This window comes from Dietzia sp. IBK-p2-16D (genome assembly GCF_057773085.1).
Window position 1 is genome coordinate 520,361 of record NZ_JBYMTL010000002.1, and the last position, 14,342, is coordinate 534,702.

The following is a 14,342-nucleotide window of genomic DNA, read 5'->3' on the forward strand; positions in this document are numbered from 1 at the left end:
TGACGGCCCCCACTCCAGGGTGGGGGCCGTCAGCCGTCGAACAGGCCGCCCAGTTCGCGCACCGTGTCGTCGAACAGGGCCAGCGGGTCGCACTCCCGCCCCTCGAGCTCCTCACGGGCGAAGGACTTCCACGCCACACGCCAGGCCATGGTCACGACCTCGGCCACGACGAGCGACTGCAGGTGGCCCAGGGCCCCCCGCTCCTGCAGGGCGGCGCCGAGGGACTCCACCAGGGCGCGCTCCTGCTGCGCCACCACCTGCAGCAGGTCCGGTTCCCGTATCAGCAGGCGGGAGACCCTGCGGAAGACGCGCCTCTCCACCTCGGAGGCGAACACCTCGCGGCTCGCGGCGAGGAGGTCGGCGAGGATCCCGGCCGGGTCGGAGCGAGCGCTCTCCACCGCCACCAAGGCATCGATCAATCCCTGTTGCCCGGGCATCAACGCGTGCACCTTCGAGGTGTAGTACCGGAAGACCGTTCGCTCGGAGATCCCCACCCGCGCGGCGATGTCGGCGACCGTGGTGGAGTCCAGCCCGTTCTGCTCGACCAGGTCGAGGGCCGCGCGCTGGATGTCGCGCAGCATCCGGGCGCGGTGATCGTCGCGGATTCCCACGGCGCTCGACCTCCTGATCATTAGTTGTGTCACACTCTGTCACCTTCAGCTTACCGATTCTGTCAGTGAGTGACATGATTCGCCGATGACGACTATCGCCGAGGGCGAGGCCGCTCCGCCAGCCCCGCCGACCTCCGCCCCGCCGACCCTGCCCCGCCGACAGCTCACCGGCATCATCGGGTCGCTCGCCCTGGGCGCGTTCCTGATGATCCTCAACGAGACGGTCCTGACGGTGGCGTTGCCGTCGATCATGGCCGACTACGGGATCTCCGCCGCGACCGGACAGTGGCTCACCACCGGGTTCCTGCTCACGATGGCCGTGGTGATCCCCACCACCGGCTTCCTGCTCCAGCGCTTCGGGATACGCGCCCTGTTCATCGCCGCTCTGGTCAGCTTCCTGGTGGGCACCGTGCTCGCGATCGTCGCCCCGGTCTTCGGCGTCCTGCTGGCCGCCCGTGTCCTGCAGGCCGTCGGCACCGCGATCCTCATGCCGCTGCTCATGAACACCACCCTGACCCTGGTCCCGCTGCAGCACCGGGGCACGGTCATGGGCCTGAACTCCATCGTGATCGCGGTCGGCCCGGCCATCGGCCCCACCGTCTCCGGCATCGTCGTCAACACGGCGTCCTGGCACTGGATCTTCGTCGGCATGACCCCTCTGGCCGTGCTCATCCTCGTCCTGGGCATCGTCTTCATCAAGATCCCCACCGCCACGCGCAGGGCGCCCCTCGACGTGCCGTCCGTGGTCCTGTCGGTCCTCGCGTTCGGCGGGCTCGTCTATTCGATCTCGATCTTCGGGGACGTGCTCAGCGAGCCCCTGATGCCGCTGGCCAGCGCCGCGGTGGGTCTCGTGGCGCTCGCACTGTTCATCTCCCGGCAGATCGGGCTGGCCCGCACCGGGGGCGAACTGCTCGACCCGGCCCCGTTCAGGAACCGCACCTTCTCGCTGAGCGTCGTCATGATCATGATCGCCATGGGCACCCTGCTCGGCACGGTGGTCATCCTGCCGATCCTCCTCCAGAACGGGAGCGGCCTGAGCGCGCTGACCATCGGACTCATGCTGCTGCCCGGTGGCCTCGTGCAGGTCGCTGTGGGCCCGGTCTTCGGACGGGTCTTCGACCGCCACGGCCCGCGGCCGGTGCTCATCCCGGGCGCCCTCCTGCTGGCCCTGGGGCAGTGGCTGTTCACCACCATCCACCCGGAGACGGCGCTCGGGTTGATGGTCGCCTACCACACGATCTTCTGCACGGGCCTCGCCATGCTCATGACGGGCCTGCTCTCCGCGGCGTTGAGCGATGTCCCCCGGGAGCTCTACGGCCACGGCTCGGCGATCTTCAACACGGCCCAGCAACTCGGCGGCGCGATCGGCACCACGATCTTCGTCACCGTCATGAGCACGGTCGCCCTGGGGCGGACCGGCGACGGGGCGCGACTGGTCGACGGGCTGTTCGGCGGGGCGCGCACCGCGTTCCTCGCGGGCGGGATCCTCGCGACGGTCGCGGTCGTCTGCTCGCTGTTCGTCAAGGCCGCCCCGCAGCGCCACTGACCACACCCGCCGGCCCACCAGCCACGAGAAGACCCCCGGCCGCGACCGGGGGTCTTCTCGTGCGGGACGGGCCGGCGCCGGGCCGACCGGCCTGGGTCACTCCACGCGGTAGCCGACGCCGCGGACGGTCTGGACCTTGTTCTCGCCGATCTTGCGGCGCAGCGAACGGATGTAGACGTTGACGATGTTGGAGCCCGGGTCGAAGTCCATGCCCCAGACGCTCTCGAGCAGCTGCTCGCGGCTGATGGTCTCACCCTTGTTCCGCAGCAGCATCTCCAGCAGCGAGTACTCGCGGTTGGTCAGCTCCTGGATGCGGCCGTCCACCTCGACACGGCGGGTGCGGATGTCCAGGCGCATCCCTGCGTGCTCGAGAATGCCCGGGTCCTCGGACGCCTCGTGCTCACGCAGCCGGAGGCGGATGCGGGCGAGCAGCTCGGGAACGCGGAAGGGCTTGACCATGTAGTCGTTGGCGCCGGAGTCCAACCCCTCGACGGTGTTCGCGACGCTGTCACGGGCCGTCAGGATGATGACGGGTGCGGCGAACCCGCGGTCACGGGCCTCGCGGAGGATGGTCAGCCCATCCGTGTCCGGCAGTCCGATGTCGAGCAGCATCAGGTCGATGTCGGAGATGGTCGACAGGATCGCCCGGGCGCTCTCCCCGTCCACCGCCTCGAGCGCGGTGTACTCCGCGCCGCCGAGTGCCTTCACCAACACCGAGCGGATGAGGTCATCATCCTCCACGACGAGAACATTCGTCATGCATCCTCCTTCTCCGACCCCGGAGTATTCCACGCGGGGACACCAGTTGGTCGCTGCGCGGGACCGTGTTGGCCCTTTCTTGGACGGACCGCGTCCGGGTCAGGACCTGCCGTGGTCGGCCGGATGCGACCCGAGGTCGTCCGTGACGCCGCGGGAGCGCTTCTCGGGTGGTGGCGCGATGAAGGGGACGACGATGCAGAACGCCGCGCCCCCACCCTCGGCGTTGAACGCGAAGGCACGGCCCCCGTGGGCCTTGGCGATGGTGGAGACGATGGCCAGTCCCAGACCGGTCCCTCCGCGGCCGTCGCGTAGTTGCCCACGCGCGGTGTGGAACCGCTGGAAGATACTCTCCTCCTCCCCGGGAGGGATGCCGGCGCCGTGATCGCGGACCCACCACAGCAGGCGACGGCGGTAGGCCTCCCGTTTTGGGGCCGGGGAGACGGGACCCGCCGCGAACCCTTCCGGCACGGTGGGGTCCCCCGGCTCGATGATGCGGCACCCGATCTCGATGGTGTCGCCGGACTCCGTGAAGCGGACCGCGTTGGAGCAGAACTGCATGAGGGCCTGGGTGATCCGGTGTTGGTCCAACCGGGCCACCCCCTCGGCGTAGGGGAGCACCCGCCAGTCGCGGTCGGCGACCACCTCGATCTTCGCCTCGACGTCCAGAACGAGTTCCGCGACATCGGTGGGGACGGTCTGGAGGAAGTCGGGCCGGTCGGCCCGGGCGAGGGTGAGCAGATCCTCCACGATGCGGGTCATCCGCGACAGCTCGTCCTGCATGAGGCGGGTGGCCTCGGCGCGACCCTCGGGATCGTCGGGCATGAGGTCGAGGTTGCCCTGCACGACGGTCAGCGGGGTGCGCAGTTCGTGTCCGGCGTCGTCGAGGAACTCCCGCTGGGTCCGGTAGGCCTCCTCGACGCGTTGGAGCATGGCGTTGACAGTGTCGGCGAGGGAGACGATCTCGTCCGGACCGTCGGAGGGGACCCGCCTCGACAGGTCCGCGGCGGAGATCGTCTCCGCCGCCTCCCGGATGCGGCGCACCGGGACGAGCATCCGACCGGCGATCCACCAGGCCAACACCGCGCTGACGACCATGCCGCCGGCGCTGGCCCAGCGCATGTAGAAGACCACTCGCCGGGTCTCCTCATGGGTGCCCCGGTCGTTGACGGCCACGACGATGTTGGCCAGTCCCGCGGGGCTCTCGACGGTGGTCTTGCGCCACCGGACCGAGTCGTCGAGGATTCCCGAACTCTCGGTGGCACCCAGTCCGATCTTCTGGATCTGGGACCTCATCGCCGGCGGGAAGAGCTGGTCCTCGTCGGGCCCGTAGCGGGAGAGCGTGAACTGGGTCCCCGACTCGTTTGCGGTCCCGACCAGTAGTAGTTCTGACGACGGGTACTGCTGGGCCAGGTATGCGCGGATGAGTTGCTCGACGGTGGGGTTCTCCGATTCGAACGACGGCAGGATCCCCGCCGACATGAAGGTGGAGAAGTCGGCGGCCTCGCGGTTGAGCCTGGAGTCCATGACCCGCTCGGTGCTGAGGTTGAGCAACTGGAAGGTGAACACCATCATCGCGGCGAACACCGCGGCCGTGATGAGCGTGATGCCGAGGGTGATGCGCAGTCGTGCGGAGTGCCACCAACGGATCGGGGCCGCCGTCCGGATCGAGGCGTTCACCTCTGCGCCGGGCGGGCGTCGGCAGTCCCCGCGGGGGCCGTATCGCCCGTGGTGGGCGCGCCCGCCACCGCGGTCTCGGTGGTCTCGGCGGGAGTCCCCGCGTCGGGCGGCGTCGTCGCGCGTTCGCCCGGGACGGGAACTGCCGTGAGGGGCAGTCCGCGCACCGGGGCGGCGGCGGGAGTGTCGAGGCCCCCGCGGCCGGCATCGGGCGACCCACCCGCCCCACCGGCATGCGGGGGCCGACCCGTCTTGCCGGCGTGCGGGGGCCGACCCGTCTCGCCGGCGTGCGGGGGCGGGCCGGTCTCGCCGGCATGCGGTGGGGGACCACCCGGCGTGCTGCCTCCTCCCGGCGAGTCGGGGGCCTGCACCGGAGGACGGCCGACGCCGGGTGTCGGCGTGGCGGGGTCGCCGCCGGGCACGTCGTTTCCGGGGCGGTCGTCCCGGTCGCTCCCGGAGTCGGAGCGGGGATCGACGACCACCGGCTGGTCGCCACGTCCGGAACCGGGCTGCGTCGGGGCGCCGTGGGGTGCGTGGACGTCGCTCGGGGCCGGCCCGGTCCGCGCTCCGCCGGTGCCCGCGGTGCCCGCGGTGCCCGCGGTGCCCGCGGTGCCCGCGGTGCCCGCGGTGCCCGCGGTGCCCGCGGTGCCTGCGGGGGCCGCGGGACCGCCGGGCGTGGGAAGCGGTGCCAGGCTCACGGACGGCGCCGTGAGCTGCGCCAGGTACGAGGGGATCGGCGCCGGGACGGGCACGGTGTCCATGCCGTCGATGACCGTGAGATAGGGCTTGGCCCCGTCGATGGCGGTGCCCCCGTCACCCTCGCGGACCAGGGGGGCCTCATCCGTCGCCTCGCCGGTCATCCCGGCGGTGGCGGTCTGCCCGACCGGAGAGGTCGGCGGATCGGAGAGTCCGTAACCCACCACCGTGGCCGCCGCGACCCCGCTCGCCGCGATCGGGAGCGCGATGAGGCCGATCACGCTGGCTCTCATGCCCCTCCTTCCGGGCGGAAACGCTGTGGCCCGCACAGCGAGTAACTGTGACATCAACAAGGGTCGTAGTACAGGGCTTTGCCCAGATTCTAGAGGCGGACGGGCCACACCAGGAAGTGGTGTGGCCCGTCCGCATGGGTTTCGCTGCAGGTAGAGGCGTCAGCCCAGCCGCTCCTTGAGGGCGGCGAACTGCTCGTGGACCTCGGTCGGCACCTTGGGGCCGCAGAACTCGAGCCACTCGGTGATGAGCGGCAGCTCCCGACGCCACTCCTCGGGATCCACGGCCAGCGCGGCCTCGAGATCCTCGAGCGGGGTGTCGAGGCCGGTCATGTCGATGTCGGCCGCACGGGCGGTGAGGCCGGCGGCGGTCTCCTCGCCCTCGACGCGACCCTCGATACGATCCACGACCCACTTGAGGACACGGCTGTTCTCGCCGAAGCCCGGCCACAGGAAGCGGCCGTCCGCGCCCTTACGGAACCAGTTGACCAGGAAGATCTTGGGCATCTTGTCGCCACCGCGGGCGCCCATGTCGACCCAGTGCTGGAAGTAGTCGCCGACGTTGTAGCCGACGAACGGCAGCATGGCCATCGGATCGCGGCGCACGGCCCCGACCTTGCCCTCGGCGGCGGCGGTCTGCCCGGAGGACAGGGTCGCGCCGATGTAGACGCCGTGGTTCCACGAGTACGCCTCGCTGACCAGCGGGACGGTGTCGGCCCGGCGGCCACCGAACAGGATCGCCGAGATCGGCACACCCTCGGGGGAGTTGAACTCGGGCGCGGTGACCGGGCACTGGTTGATCGGCACGCAGTAGCGCGAGTTGGGGTGCGCGGCGTTGCCGGCCTTCCCGTCGCCCTCGGGGGTCCAGTCGTTGCCCAGCCAGTCGATGAGGTGGTCCGGGGTGCCCTCGAGGTCCTCCCACCACACGTCACCGTCGTCGGTCAGCGCGACGTTGGTGTAGATCGCGTTGCCCGGCTCCAGGGTCTTCATGGCGTTGGGGTTGGACGAGTAGTTGGTGCCGGGGGCCACGCCGAAGAAGCCGTACTCCGGGTTGACCGCGTACAGCCGACCGTCGGCTCCGAAGCGCATCCACGCGATGTCGTCGCCCACGACCTCGGCGCGCCAGCCCTCGATGGTCGGCTGCAGCATCGCCAGGTTGGTCTTGCCGCAGGCGGACGGGAAGGCGGCGGCGATGAAGTGCACCTCGTCGGTGGGCGAGATGAGCTTGAGGATGAGCATGTGCTCGGCCATCCAGCCCTCGTCGCGGGCCATGGCGGAGGCGATGCGCAGCGCGAAGCACTTCTTGCCCAGCAGGGCGTTGCCGCCGTACCCGGAGCCGTAGGACCAGATCTCCCGGGTCTCCGGGAAGTGGGTGATGTACTTCTCCTCGTTGCACGGCCAGGGCACGTCCTGCTCGCCCTCGGCGAGCGGCGCGCCCACGGAGTGCAGTCCCTTGACGTACTCGCCGTCCGTGCCGATCTTGGCCAGGGCCGCAGCGCCCATGCGGGTCATGATCTTCATCGAGACCACGACGTACGCCGAGTCGGTCAGCTCGATGCCGAGCTTGGGATCCTCCGCCTCGAGCGGGCCCATGCAGTACGGCACGACGTACATCGTGCGACCACGCATGCTGCCGCGGAACAGGTCGGTCATCTGGGCGCGCATCTCGGCCGGGTCGCGCCAGTTGTTGGTCGGGCCGGCACCCTCCTCGGTCTCCGAGCAGATGAAGGTCCGCGACTCGACGCGGGCGACGTCCTTCGGGTCGGACTGGGCCAGGAAGGAGTTGGGCTTCTTCTGCTCGTTGAGCTTGACGAAGGTCCCGGCCTCCACCATCTCGGAGGTGAGGCGATCCCATTCCGCATCGGAGCCGTCGGCGAACACGACCCGGTCCGGCTGGGTGAGCTCGGCGACCTCGGCGATCCACGCGAGCATCTCCGCGTGATCGGTTGGTGCCTGCCCCTCGAGGCCGGGAATGGTGGTGGTGGTCATCACAGCTCCTCGCGCGTGGTGCATGGTGTTAGTCACAGAGTATCGTCAAGCGTTATCGGGTGCTGACTCCCAGCCCCCTTTGCACACCCAGAGGTGAGGAAACCCTCAGGTCGCCGGTGGGGTGTCGTGTGCCGCACCTCAGATGTGGCCGTGGTCGATGCGCTCCCAGCGGGCGGGAGCGGCGGCACCGCCGGTCGTGTCGTCACGGGCCTCGTTGGTGAACCCCCCGAAGGGCACTCCCTCCGTCGGGTTCGCCAGCCGCCACGAGTCATAGCTGCCGTCGAACCGCACGGTCGAGACGTGGTCGACGGTGCCGTCCCCGTCAGCGTCCGTGTAGACGGTCAGGCCCCGGTCGTCGCCGAGCGTCACCGCCTCCATGAAGCCGTCGCCGTCGAGGTCGGCCTCGGGGGAGCCGAGGTCGAGGACATCCTCCCCCACGGGCACGTGCAGTCCCAGGGACGAGGGCTCGGCCAGCGGGGCGTCCTGGAGTCCGCACACGTCGGGCGCCGGGTGGTGGTCGAAGGGGTCCGCGCCGAACAACGGGTCGGTCATGAGGGGCTCCCTGTGGTGGGCACGGTCGGTGGGGGCGGAGTCGCTGCGACCCGGCCGGCCCGGGCGGCGCGGATGCGCCGTTCGAGATCGGCCACCCGGGGGCCGGGGTCGTGGACGAACCCGTCGGTGATGGTCGCCTCGGCGGCGAGGATCCTCGAGCCGAGGGACTGCTCGGCCTCGGACCTCAGGGCCGCGAGCCGGTCCGCCACCGCCGCGATGGAATGGGTGCGCAGCGCCTGCGTCCGGCGGACCGTGACGGTGATCCATCCCAGCACCAGCCCGCACAACAGCGCGAGCGGGACGACCACGGCCGCGAGCCCGGGGATCTCGGCGAGCGGGGACAGCAGCATGCGCCCCACCCCGGTCCCGCCGGCGGCGCCCATCACCATGACGAGCAGTTCCTCCCCGGTGTTCCGGGGCGGGCGGCCCGGGGCGATGCCGCTGGTGGGGACGGGTATGCGGGGGCCAGCCGGTGCGGCGGAGCCGAGGTGCCGGGCGACGAGGGCCTCGGCCCGCCGATCCGCGCGGGCGAAGGCCCCCGCCACCGCGGCGTCGGCGTCGGCGGCCAGCTGGAGGACCAGGTCGTCGACACGGGCGCGGGGCGCGGCCGCGAGTTCCTCGCGGGCCCGCCCGCCGAGGTCGCGCACCGACCGGTGCAGATCCTGGACGACGTGCATCCGCAACGCCTGCACGTCCTGACGCAGGGCCTGGGAGCGAGTGGTGATGGCCTCCGTGCGGCGGGCGAGGAGCCAGTCGACGGTCGCCACGCCCGGATCGGCCGCAGGCCCGGCGTCGGGCACGGCGCGCGCCGGTCGGGGGCGGCGCACGGCGGAGATCAGGTCGGCGAGCAGAGCGGCGGGGGCGCCGGGCCGGCCGTCGACGACGACGTGGACCGGTGCGGTCACGCCCGCGTCCGCCAGGCGCCGGGTGGTGACGTCGACCGTCTCCGCCAGGACCTCGGCGCCGCACTGGTCGGCTCGCCCGGCCAGGGCGACGGCCATCGGCAGGCGGGCGGCCACGCCGCGGGCGACCTCGACGTCGTCGGGACGTACCGGGCACACGGCGTCGACGACGAGGACCGCGGCGTCGGGACGGTCCTCGGGTGCGGCGTCGACGAGCACGCGGATACGGGGTCCGTCCCCGCAGGCGGGGGACGCGGTGGAGAGCGCCCGCGCGACGGCGGGTGCGGCGGAGTCCCGCGCTCCCAGGACCGCGATCGTCAGCCCGCGGGACGGGGGATCGCCGGCGGGGACGTCACGGGGCGGGGCTGTCGCGGCGGTCACGACGGATCCGGTCCGGTGAGCGCACACAGGGCGGCCTCGGCGAGGTCTCCCACCTCGTCGTGGACCGCGAGTCGCTCCAGCTCCGCCTCGAGACGGGCCACGCGGACGGTCGCCAGGGTCTCCAGGGCGCGGTCGACGAAGGACACGACGCGATCGACCGACCGGTGCTCCGGCTCCCGCGCGTCCACGGCGGGCAGCCCACGGGCCCACCGTGGCGGGACCTCGTCGTCGTCACGGTCGTGGCCGCGGTCGCGGTCGCCGCCGTCGCTATCGCCGACGCCCGTCGCCACCACCAGTAGGGCGTGGCGGCGCGGGCGCCGCGCCCACGCCTCCTCATGACGGCAGGGCGCGGTGCGCAGGCACAGGATCTCCACGTCGGGCGCGGCGGCGGCCGGGGCGCCGGGCGCGGCGAGCACGTCCAGGTCGTCGATCTGCGCGCGCCACCCGCGACGCGCCCGCAGCGCGGCGGCGAGGGTGCGCCGCCCCGATCCGAGTCCGCCACGGATGCGGATGTCGACGGGAGCGTCGAATCGCGCCAGTGCGGCCTCCACCGGGCCGCACCCGTCCGGGTCGATCGCGGTGTCGGTCGACCCCGCGGACCGTTCCCGCGCGGAACCGACCAGGCGCCGGACCCGCGCGGCGGGATCCGGTCTCTCGGGGCGCACCGGGCCCCGGGGCTCGGTGTCACGCGTCACGGTCGGCACGCGATCATCGTGACGCGGTGCCCTGCCCGCGGCAAGACCTTCCCCCAGGCAGGGTCACCCGCGCGGCGCTGTGGGCGGCCCCGTGGGGAGGACGGGCGCGCCGATCGGATTCGTAACCCGACCACGGATTACGGGATGATGGCCCGGTGAACCAGAGCGAGAACCCCGCCCCGGCGGCCGACGGGACCCCTGACGACGGTGCGACTCCTGACGGCGGTGCGACTCCTGACGGCAGTGCGACCCCTGACGACGGTGCGACCCCCGACGACAGCGCCCGCCTGTTCCCCCGGGTGACGGCCTACCGGTTCCGGCGCGGAACACTGCGGCCGGGGCAGCAGCGCAACTGGGAGGAGCACTGGCCGACCTACGGGCGCAACGTCTCCGACGAGATCGTGGACCCGGGGAAGATGTTCGGCCGCACGGCTCCACTGATCGTGGAGATCGGGTCCGGGACCGGGACCTCGACCGCCGCGATGGCCGCCGCCGAGCCGGACGTCGACGTGATCGCCGTGGAGGTCTACCAGCCGGGACTGGCCCAGCTGCTGGGGATGATCCTGCGCGAGGGGCTCGAGAACGTCCGCATGATCCGCGGTGACGGCGTGGACGTGCTCACCAACATGATCGCGCCGGCGAGCCTGACGGGGGTCCGCGTGTTCTTCCCCGATCCCTGGCCCAAGGCCCGCCACCACAAGCGGCGGCTGTTGCAGTCCGGGACCTTCGAGCTCATCGCCTCGCGTCTGGCGCCGGGCGGCATGCTCCACGTGGCCACCGACCATGCCGACTACGCCGAATGGATCGGCGAGACCGGCGACGCCGAGCCGGCGCTGGCCCGGCTGGACCCCGCGACAGACCTCGGGCACGTACCGTTCAGTCTGGACAGACCCGTGACGAAGTTCGAGGGCAAGGGGCTGCAGGAGGAGCGAGTGATCAACGAATTCCTCTGGCGTCGTCAGAACTGACGCCCCTTTTTTTTCCAGCCCCCCGACGACGACAACCGAGGCGGACGCGATGACCCCCCCAGATGAGATGCGCAACCACGACACGGCGGACGTGGTCACGCCCGACGGCCCGGGAGTGGTGCTCCTGGTGTGGGACGCACCCAACGTGGACATGGGGCTGGGCTCCATCCTCGGTGGCCGACCCACCGCGGTGTACCGCCCGCGGTTCGACGCGCTCGGCCGCTGGCTGCTCGGGTACACCGCGGACCTGTCCCTGCAGACCGAGGACACCCTCGAGGCCGAGGCGACGGTCTTCACCAACATCGTCCAGGGCACCTCGGACAACGTCCGACCGTGGGTCGAGGCACTGCGCAACGTCGGCTTCGCCGTGTTCGCCAAGCCCAAGACCAGCGACGACTCCGATGTCGACGAGGACATGCTGCAGCACATCGACCTGCGCGCCGCCTCCGGGCGCCTCGCGGGTGTGGTGGTGGCCTCGGCCGACGGCCAGGCGTTCCGCGAGCCGCTGGAGGACCTGGCCCGCGATATCCCGGTCTCGGTGATCGGGTTCCGTGAGCACGCCACCTGGGCCGTCCAGCACGACACCATCACGTTCCTCGACCTCGAGGACATCCCCGGTGTGTTCCGCGAGCCGCTGCCCCGGGTCAGCCTCGAGAACCTGCCCGACGAGGGCGCCTGGCTGCAGCCGCTGCGGCCGCTCACGGCCCTGCTCACCTCGCGCTAGGAGTTCCCCGGTGTTCAACTCACTCGGGCGGTTCGTCGCCCACCGCCGCGTGCTGGTCCTGGTGTGCTCGGTTCTGGTCATGGCGTTCATCAGCCTCGCCGGAACCGCGTTCGGCAACCCGTTCGGTCAGGGTGGCTTCGAGGACCCCGAGAGCGGGTGGGCGACCGCCGAACAACTCGAGCAGGAGGCATACGGGCGCGACGCGCTCGGCGACGTCGTGGTGTCGTACCACGCCCCCGAGGGCACCTCGGTCGACGATCCGGCCTTCCAGGACCCGATCCGCGAGTCGCTCGAGTCGATCCGCACCGAGTTCCCGGACCAGGTCACCGGCGTCACCAGCTTCGTGTTCAACCAGTCCCCGGCCCTGGTCAACCGGGACGAGGGCATCGCCGTGGCCTCCATCCAGATCGCCGGCGAGGACGAGGAGATCCTCGAGAACTTCCGGGTGATCGAGGACCGGATCGCCCTCGACGGCATCCAGACCGACGTCGCGGGCGTCCAGGCCGTCGCCGGAGCCCTGCAGGACGGTATGGACGCGGACCTCGTGCGCGCCGAGCTCATCGCGCTCCCGCTGGTGTTCCTCCTGCTCATCGTGGTGTTCGGCGGAGTCGTGGCCGCGTTCCTGCCGGTCGCGGTGGGGGTCCTGACCATTCTCGGCTCGCTCGGGGCACTGCACCTGCTGTCACTGGTCACGCCCGTGAACTCCTTCGCGCAGAACGTGGTGACGCTGATCGGCCTGGGACTGGCGATCGACTACGGGCTCTTCGTCGTGAGCCGGTTCCGGGAGGAGATGGCCGAGGGCTACCCACCGGACGCCGCCGTGCGCCGGGCGGTGGCGACCGCGGGACGGACCGTGGTGTTCTCGGCCGTCATGGTGGGCGTGACCCTGTCCGGCCTGCTCATCTTCCCGCAGGCCTTCCTCAAGTCCGTCGCCTACGGCGCGATCGCCGCGGTGGTCCTCGCCGCCGTGCTGTCGGTGACCCTCCTGCCGGCGGTGCTGATGCTGCTCGGTCACCGGGTCGACATGCTCGGCATCGCTCGCCTCCAGCGTCACCGCTCCCGCGAGCAGGTCGAGAACGGACTGTTCGGCCGCGTCGCCGACTTCTCCATGAAGCGACCGGTGGCCGTGGCCATCCCGGTCGTCGTGGTGCTGGTCGCGCTCATCATCCCGTTCTCCGGCGTGAAGTTCGGCGGCATCAACGAGACCTACCTCCCGCCGGACAACACCACGCGCGTCGCGCAGGAGCAGTACGACGAGAACTTCCCCGGCACCCGCACCGACCCGGTCAAACTCGTGGTGATCGGCTCCGATGGCGGCACCCTGTCGCAGATCCGCTCGGCGGCCAACGAGGCGCCGGGTCTGACCGGCCCGTTCCAGTTCGCCCGCTCGGGTGAGCAGGACGCACAGGGACGCGACGTGGTGGTGCTGCAGACCGGCGTGATCGACCGGAACGCGGCCGCCGACACCGTCGACTACCTGCAGTCGTTCCCGATCCCCGACGGCACCGAAGTCTACGTCGGCGGTAACCCGGCCATGGAGCGCGATTCCGTCGACGCCCTGGTCGACGGCCTGCCGTGGTTCGTGCTCTACGTCCTGCTGGCCACCACGATCCTGATGTTCCTGGCGTTCGGGTCACTGGTGCTGCCGATCAAGGCCGCGATCATGAACCTGCTCGGCCTGGGCGCCACCCTCGGCATCCTCACCTGGATCTTCGTCGACGGGCACCTGTCCGGGCTGCTCGGCTTCACGCCCGGCCCGCTCACCTCCCCGGTCGTGGTGCTGCTCATGGCGATCATCTACGGGCTGTCCACCGACTACGAGGTCTTCCTGGTCTCGCGGATGGTGGAGGCCCGTTCACGCGGCGCCCGCACGGCGGAGGCGATCCGCAGCGGCGTCGCCAACACGGGCCGGATCATCACCTCGGCCGCGCTCATCCTCATCGTGGTGACCGGCGCGTTCGCGTTCTCCGAGATCGTGATGATGAAGTACATCGCGTTCGGCATGATCGCGGCGCTCATCATCGACGCCACCGTCATCCGCATGCTGCTCGTACCGGCGGTGATGCAGATGCTCGGGACCGACAACTGGTGGGCGCCGAAGTGGATGAAGCGCGTCCAGGAGCGGATCGGCCTGGGCGAGGCGGAGATCGACGACGAGCCCGAGCTGCTCACCGGCCGACCCGCCACCACCGGCGCGGCCGAACCGGCACGGGCCGAGGTCCACGGAACGTCGCCGCTGTCCGCGGGGTCCGCGCAGGCCGAGGCCGACGGACCCGCCACCGCGATCGGTGTGCTCGAACGCGAGCCGGACGCTGGGTTCGAGCCGGACGCTGACGTCGAGCCGGACGCTGACGTCGAACCGGAGTCGGAGTTCGAGCCGGTCTACGACACCGAGTACGACGAGGAGCCCGACCCGGCCGACGAGGGCAGGATCCCCGCCTCGGAGCTGATCGCCCGCCTGATGCGGGAACGTCAGCAGGGACGCGACGCGTGACGCCCGCCCGGCCCCCTCGGTGTGGGGCCTGGGCGGGGTCCGGTGCTCTGGTTATGGTGAG

Annotated in this window: 12 protein-coding genes; 4 read left to right on the top strand and 8 right to left on the bottom strand. The window is 71.2% G+C overall.

Features of this window, described 5'->3' with window-relative positions; genetic code table 11:
- Nucleotides 1–29 precede the first annotated feature (29 nt).
- A complete protein-coding gene (locus AC3DE3_RS06820) occupies nt 30–611 on the bottom strand; it encodes a TetR/AcrR family transcriptional regulator (RefSeq protein WP_488369438.1) in 582 nt (193 codons plus the stop codon).
- An 85-nt stretch (nt 612–696) separates the two neighbouring features.
- On the opposite strand from AC3DE3_RS06820, the gene AC3DE3_RS06825 reads away from it, so the two are divergent.
- Nucleotides 697–2,157, top strand: coding sequence for an MDR family MFS transporter (locus AC3DE3_RS06825; protein WP_488369439.1), 1,461 nt, complete (start codon nt 697–699; stop codon nt 2,155–2,157).
- A gap of 96 nt (nt 2,158–2,253) precedes the next feature.
- Here AC3DE3_RS06825 and AC3DE3_RS06830 read toward each other — a convergent pair whose 3' ends face one another.
- From AC3DE3_RS06830 to AC3DE3_RS06860, 7 genes are all read right to left on the bottom strand, one after another.
- Nucleotides 2,254–2,916: a response regulator transcription factor gene (locus AC3DE3_RS06830; RefSeq protein ID WP_488369440.1), complete on the bottom strand. Its 663-nt coding sequence runs from the start codon at nt 2,914–2,916 to the stop codon at nt 2,254–2,256.
- A 99-nt stretch (nt 2,917–3,015) separates the two neighbouring features.
- Nucleotides 3,016–4,593 (bottom strand): sensor histidine kinase, encoded by a 1,578-nt coding sequence (locus AC3DE3_RS06835; protein ID WP_488369441.1) that lies wholly within the window; start codon nt 4,591–4,593, stop codon nt 3,016–3,018.
- Entirely contained in the window at nt 4,590–5,579 is a 990-nt protein-coding gene (locus AC3DE3_RS06840) for a hypothetical protein (RefSeq protein WP_488369442.1), read from the bottom strand. Before AC3DE3_RS06840 ends, AC3DE3_RS06835 begins: the two co-directional genes overlap by 4 nt.
- 159 nt (nt 5,580–5,738) lie before the next feature.
- A complete protein-coding gene (locus AC3DE3_RS06845; protein WP_260489028.1) occupies nt 5,739–7,565 on the bottom strand; it encodes a phosphoenolpyruvate carboxykinase (GTP) in 1,827 nt (608 codons plus the stop codon).
- Nucleotides 7,566–7,703: 138 nt separating this feature from the next.
- Entirely contained in the window at nt 7,704–8,117 is a 414-nt protein-coding gene (locus AC3DE3_RS06850) for a DUF6802 family protein (RefSeq protein WP_488369443.1), read from the bottom strand.
- Nucleotides 8,114–9,400 (bottom strand): serine/threonine-protein kinase, encoded by a 1,287-nt coding sequence (locus tag AC3DE3_RS06855; protein ID WP_488369444.1) that lies wholly within the window; start codon nt 9,398–9,400, stop codon nt 8,114–8,116. The genes AC3DE3_RS06850 and AC3DE3_RS06855 overlap by 4 nt, the downstream gene beginning before the upstream one ends.
- Nucleotides 9,397–10,104, bottom strand: a complete 708-nt coding sequence (locus AC3DE3_RS06860) for a hypothetical protein (RefSeq protein ID WP_488369445.1) — start codon at nt 10,102–10,104, stop codon at nt 9,397–9,399. Before AC3DE3_RS06860 ends, AC3DE3_RS06855 begins: the two co-directional genes overlap by 4 nt.
- 146 nt (nt 10,105–10,250) lie before the next feature.
- On the opposite strand from AC3DE3_RS06860, the gene trmB reads away from it, so the two are divergent.
- The 3 genes from trmB (at nt 10,251) to AC3DE3_RS06875 (ending at nt 14,281) form a co-directional block, all read left to right on the top strand.
- On the top strand, nt 10,251–11,063 hold the full coding sequence (trmB, locus tag AC3DE3_RS06865) for a tRNA (guanosine(46)-N7)-methyltransferase TrmB (protein WP_488369446.1): 813 nt from the start codon (nt 10,251–10,253) through the stop codon (nt 11,061–11,063).
- 67 nt (nt 11,064–11,130) lie between these two features.
- On the top strand, nt 11,131–11,787 hold the full coding sequence (locus AC3DE3_RS06870) for an NYN domain-containing protein (protein WP_488369633.1): 657 nt from the start codon (nt 11,131–11,133) through the stop codon (nt 11,785–11,787).
- Between the two features lie 10 nt (nt 11,788–11,797).
- On the top strand, nt 11,798–14,281 hold the full coding sequence (locus tag AC3DE3_RS06875) for an MMPL family transporter (protein WP_488369447.1): 2,484 nt from the start codon (nt 11,798–11,800) through the stop codon (nt 14,279–14,281).
- The last annotated feature ends 61 nt before the right edge of the window (nt 14,282–14,342 follow it).

Excerpts from the sequence above, each read along its gene's own strand:
- AC3DE3_RS06825 (WP_488369439.1), top strand. The coding sequence starts at position 697 with ATGACGACTATCGCCGAGGGCGAGGCCGCTCCGCCAGCCCCGCCGACC.
- AC3DE3_RS06830 (WP_488369440.1), bottom strand. The coding sequence starts at position 2,916 with ATGACGAATGTTCTCGTCGTGGAGGATGATGACCTCATCCGCTCGGTG.
- AC3DE3_RS06840 (WP_488369442.1), bottom strand. The coding sequence starts at position 5,579 with ATGAGAGCCAGCGTGATCGGCCTCATCGCGCTCCCGATCGCGGCGAGC.
- AC3DE3_RS06845 (WP_260489028.1), bottom strand. The coding sequence starts at position 7,565 with ATGACCACCACCACCATTCCCGGCCTCGAGGGGCAGGCACCAACCGAT.
- AC3DE3_RS06850 (WP_488369443.1), bottom strand. The coding sequence starts at position 8,117 with ATGACCGACCCGTTGTTCGGCGCGGACCCCTTCGACCACCACCCGGCG.
- AC3DE3_RS06870 (WP_488369633.1), top strand. The coding sequence starts at position 11,131 with ATGCGCAACCACGACACGGCGGACGTGGTCACGCCCGACGGCCCGGGA.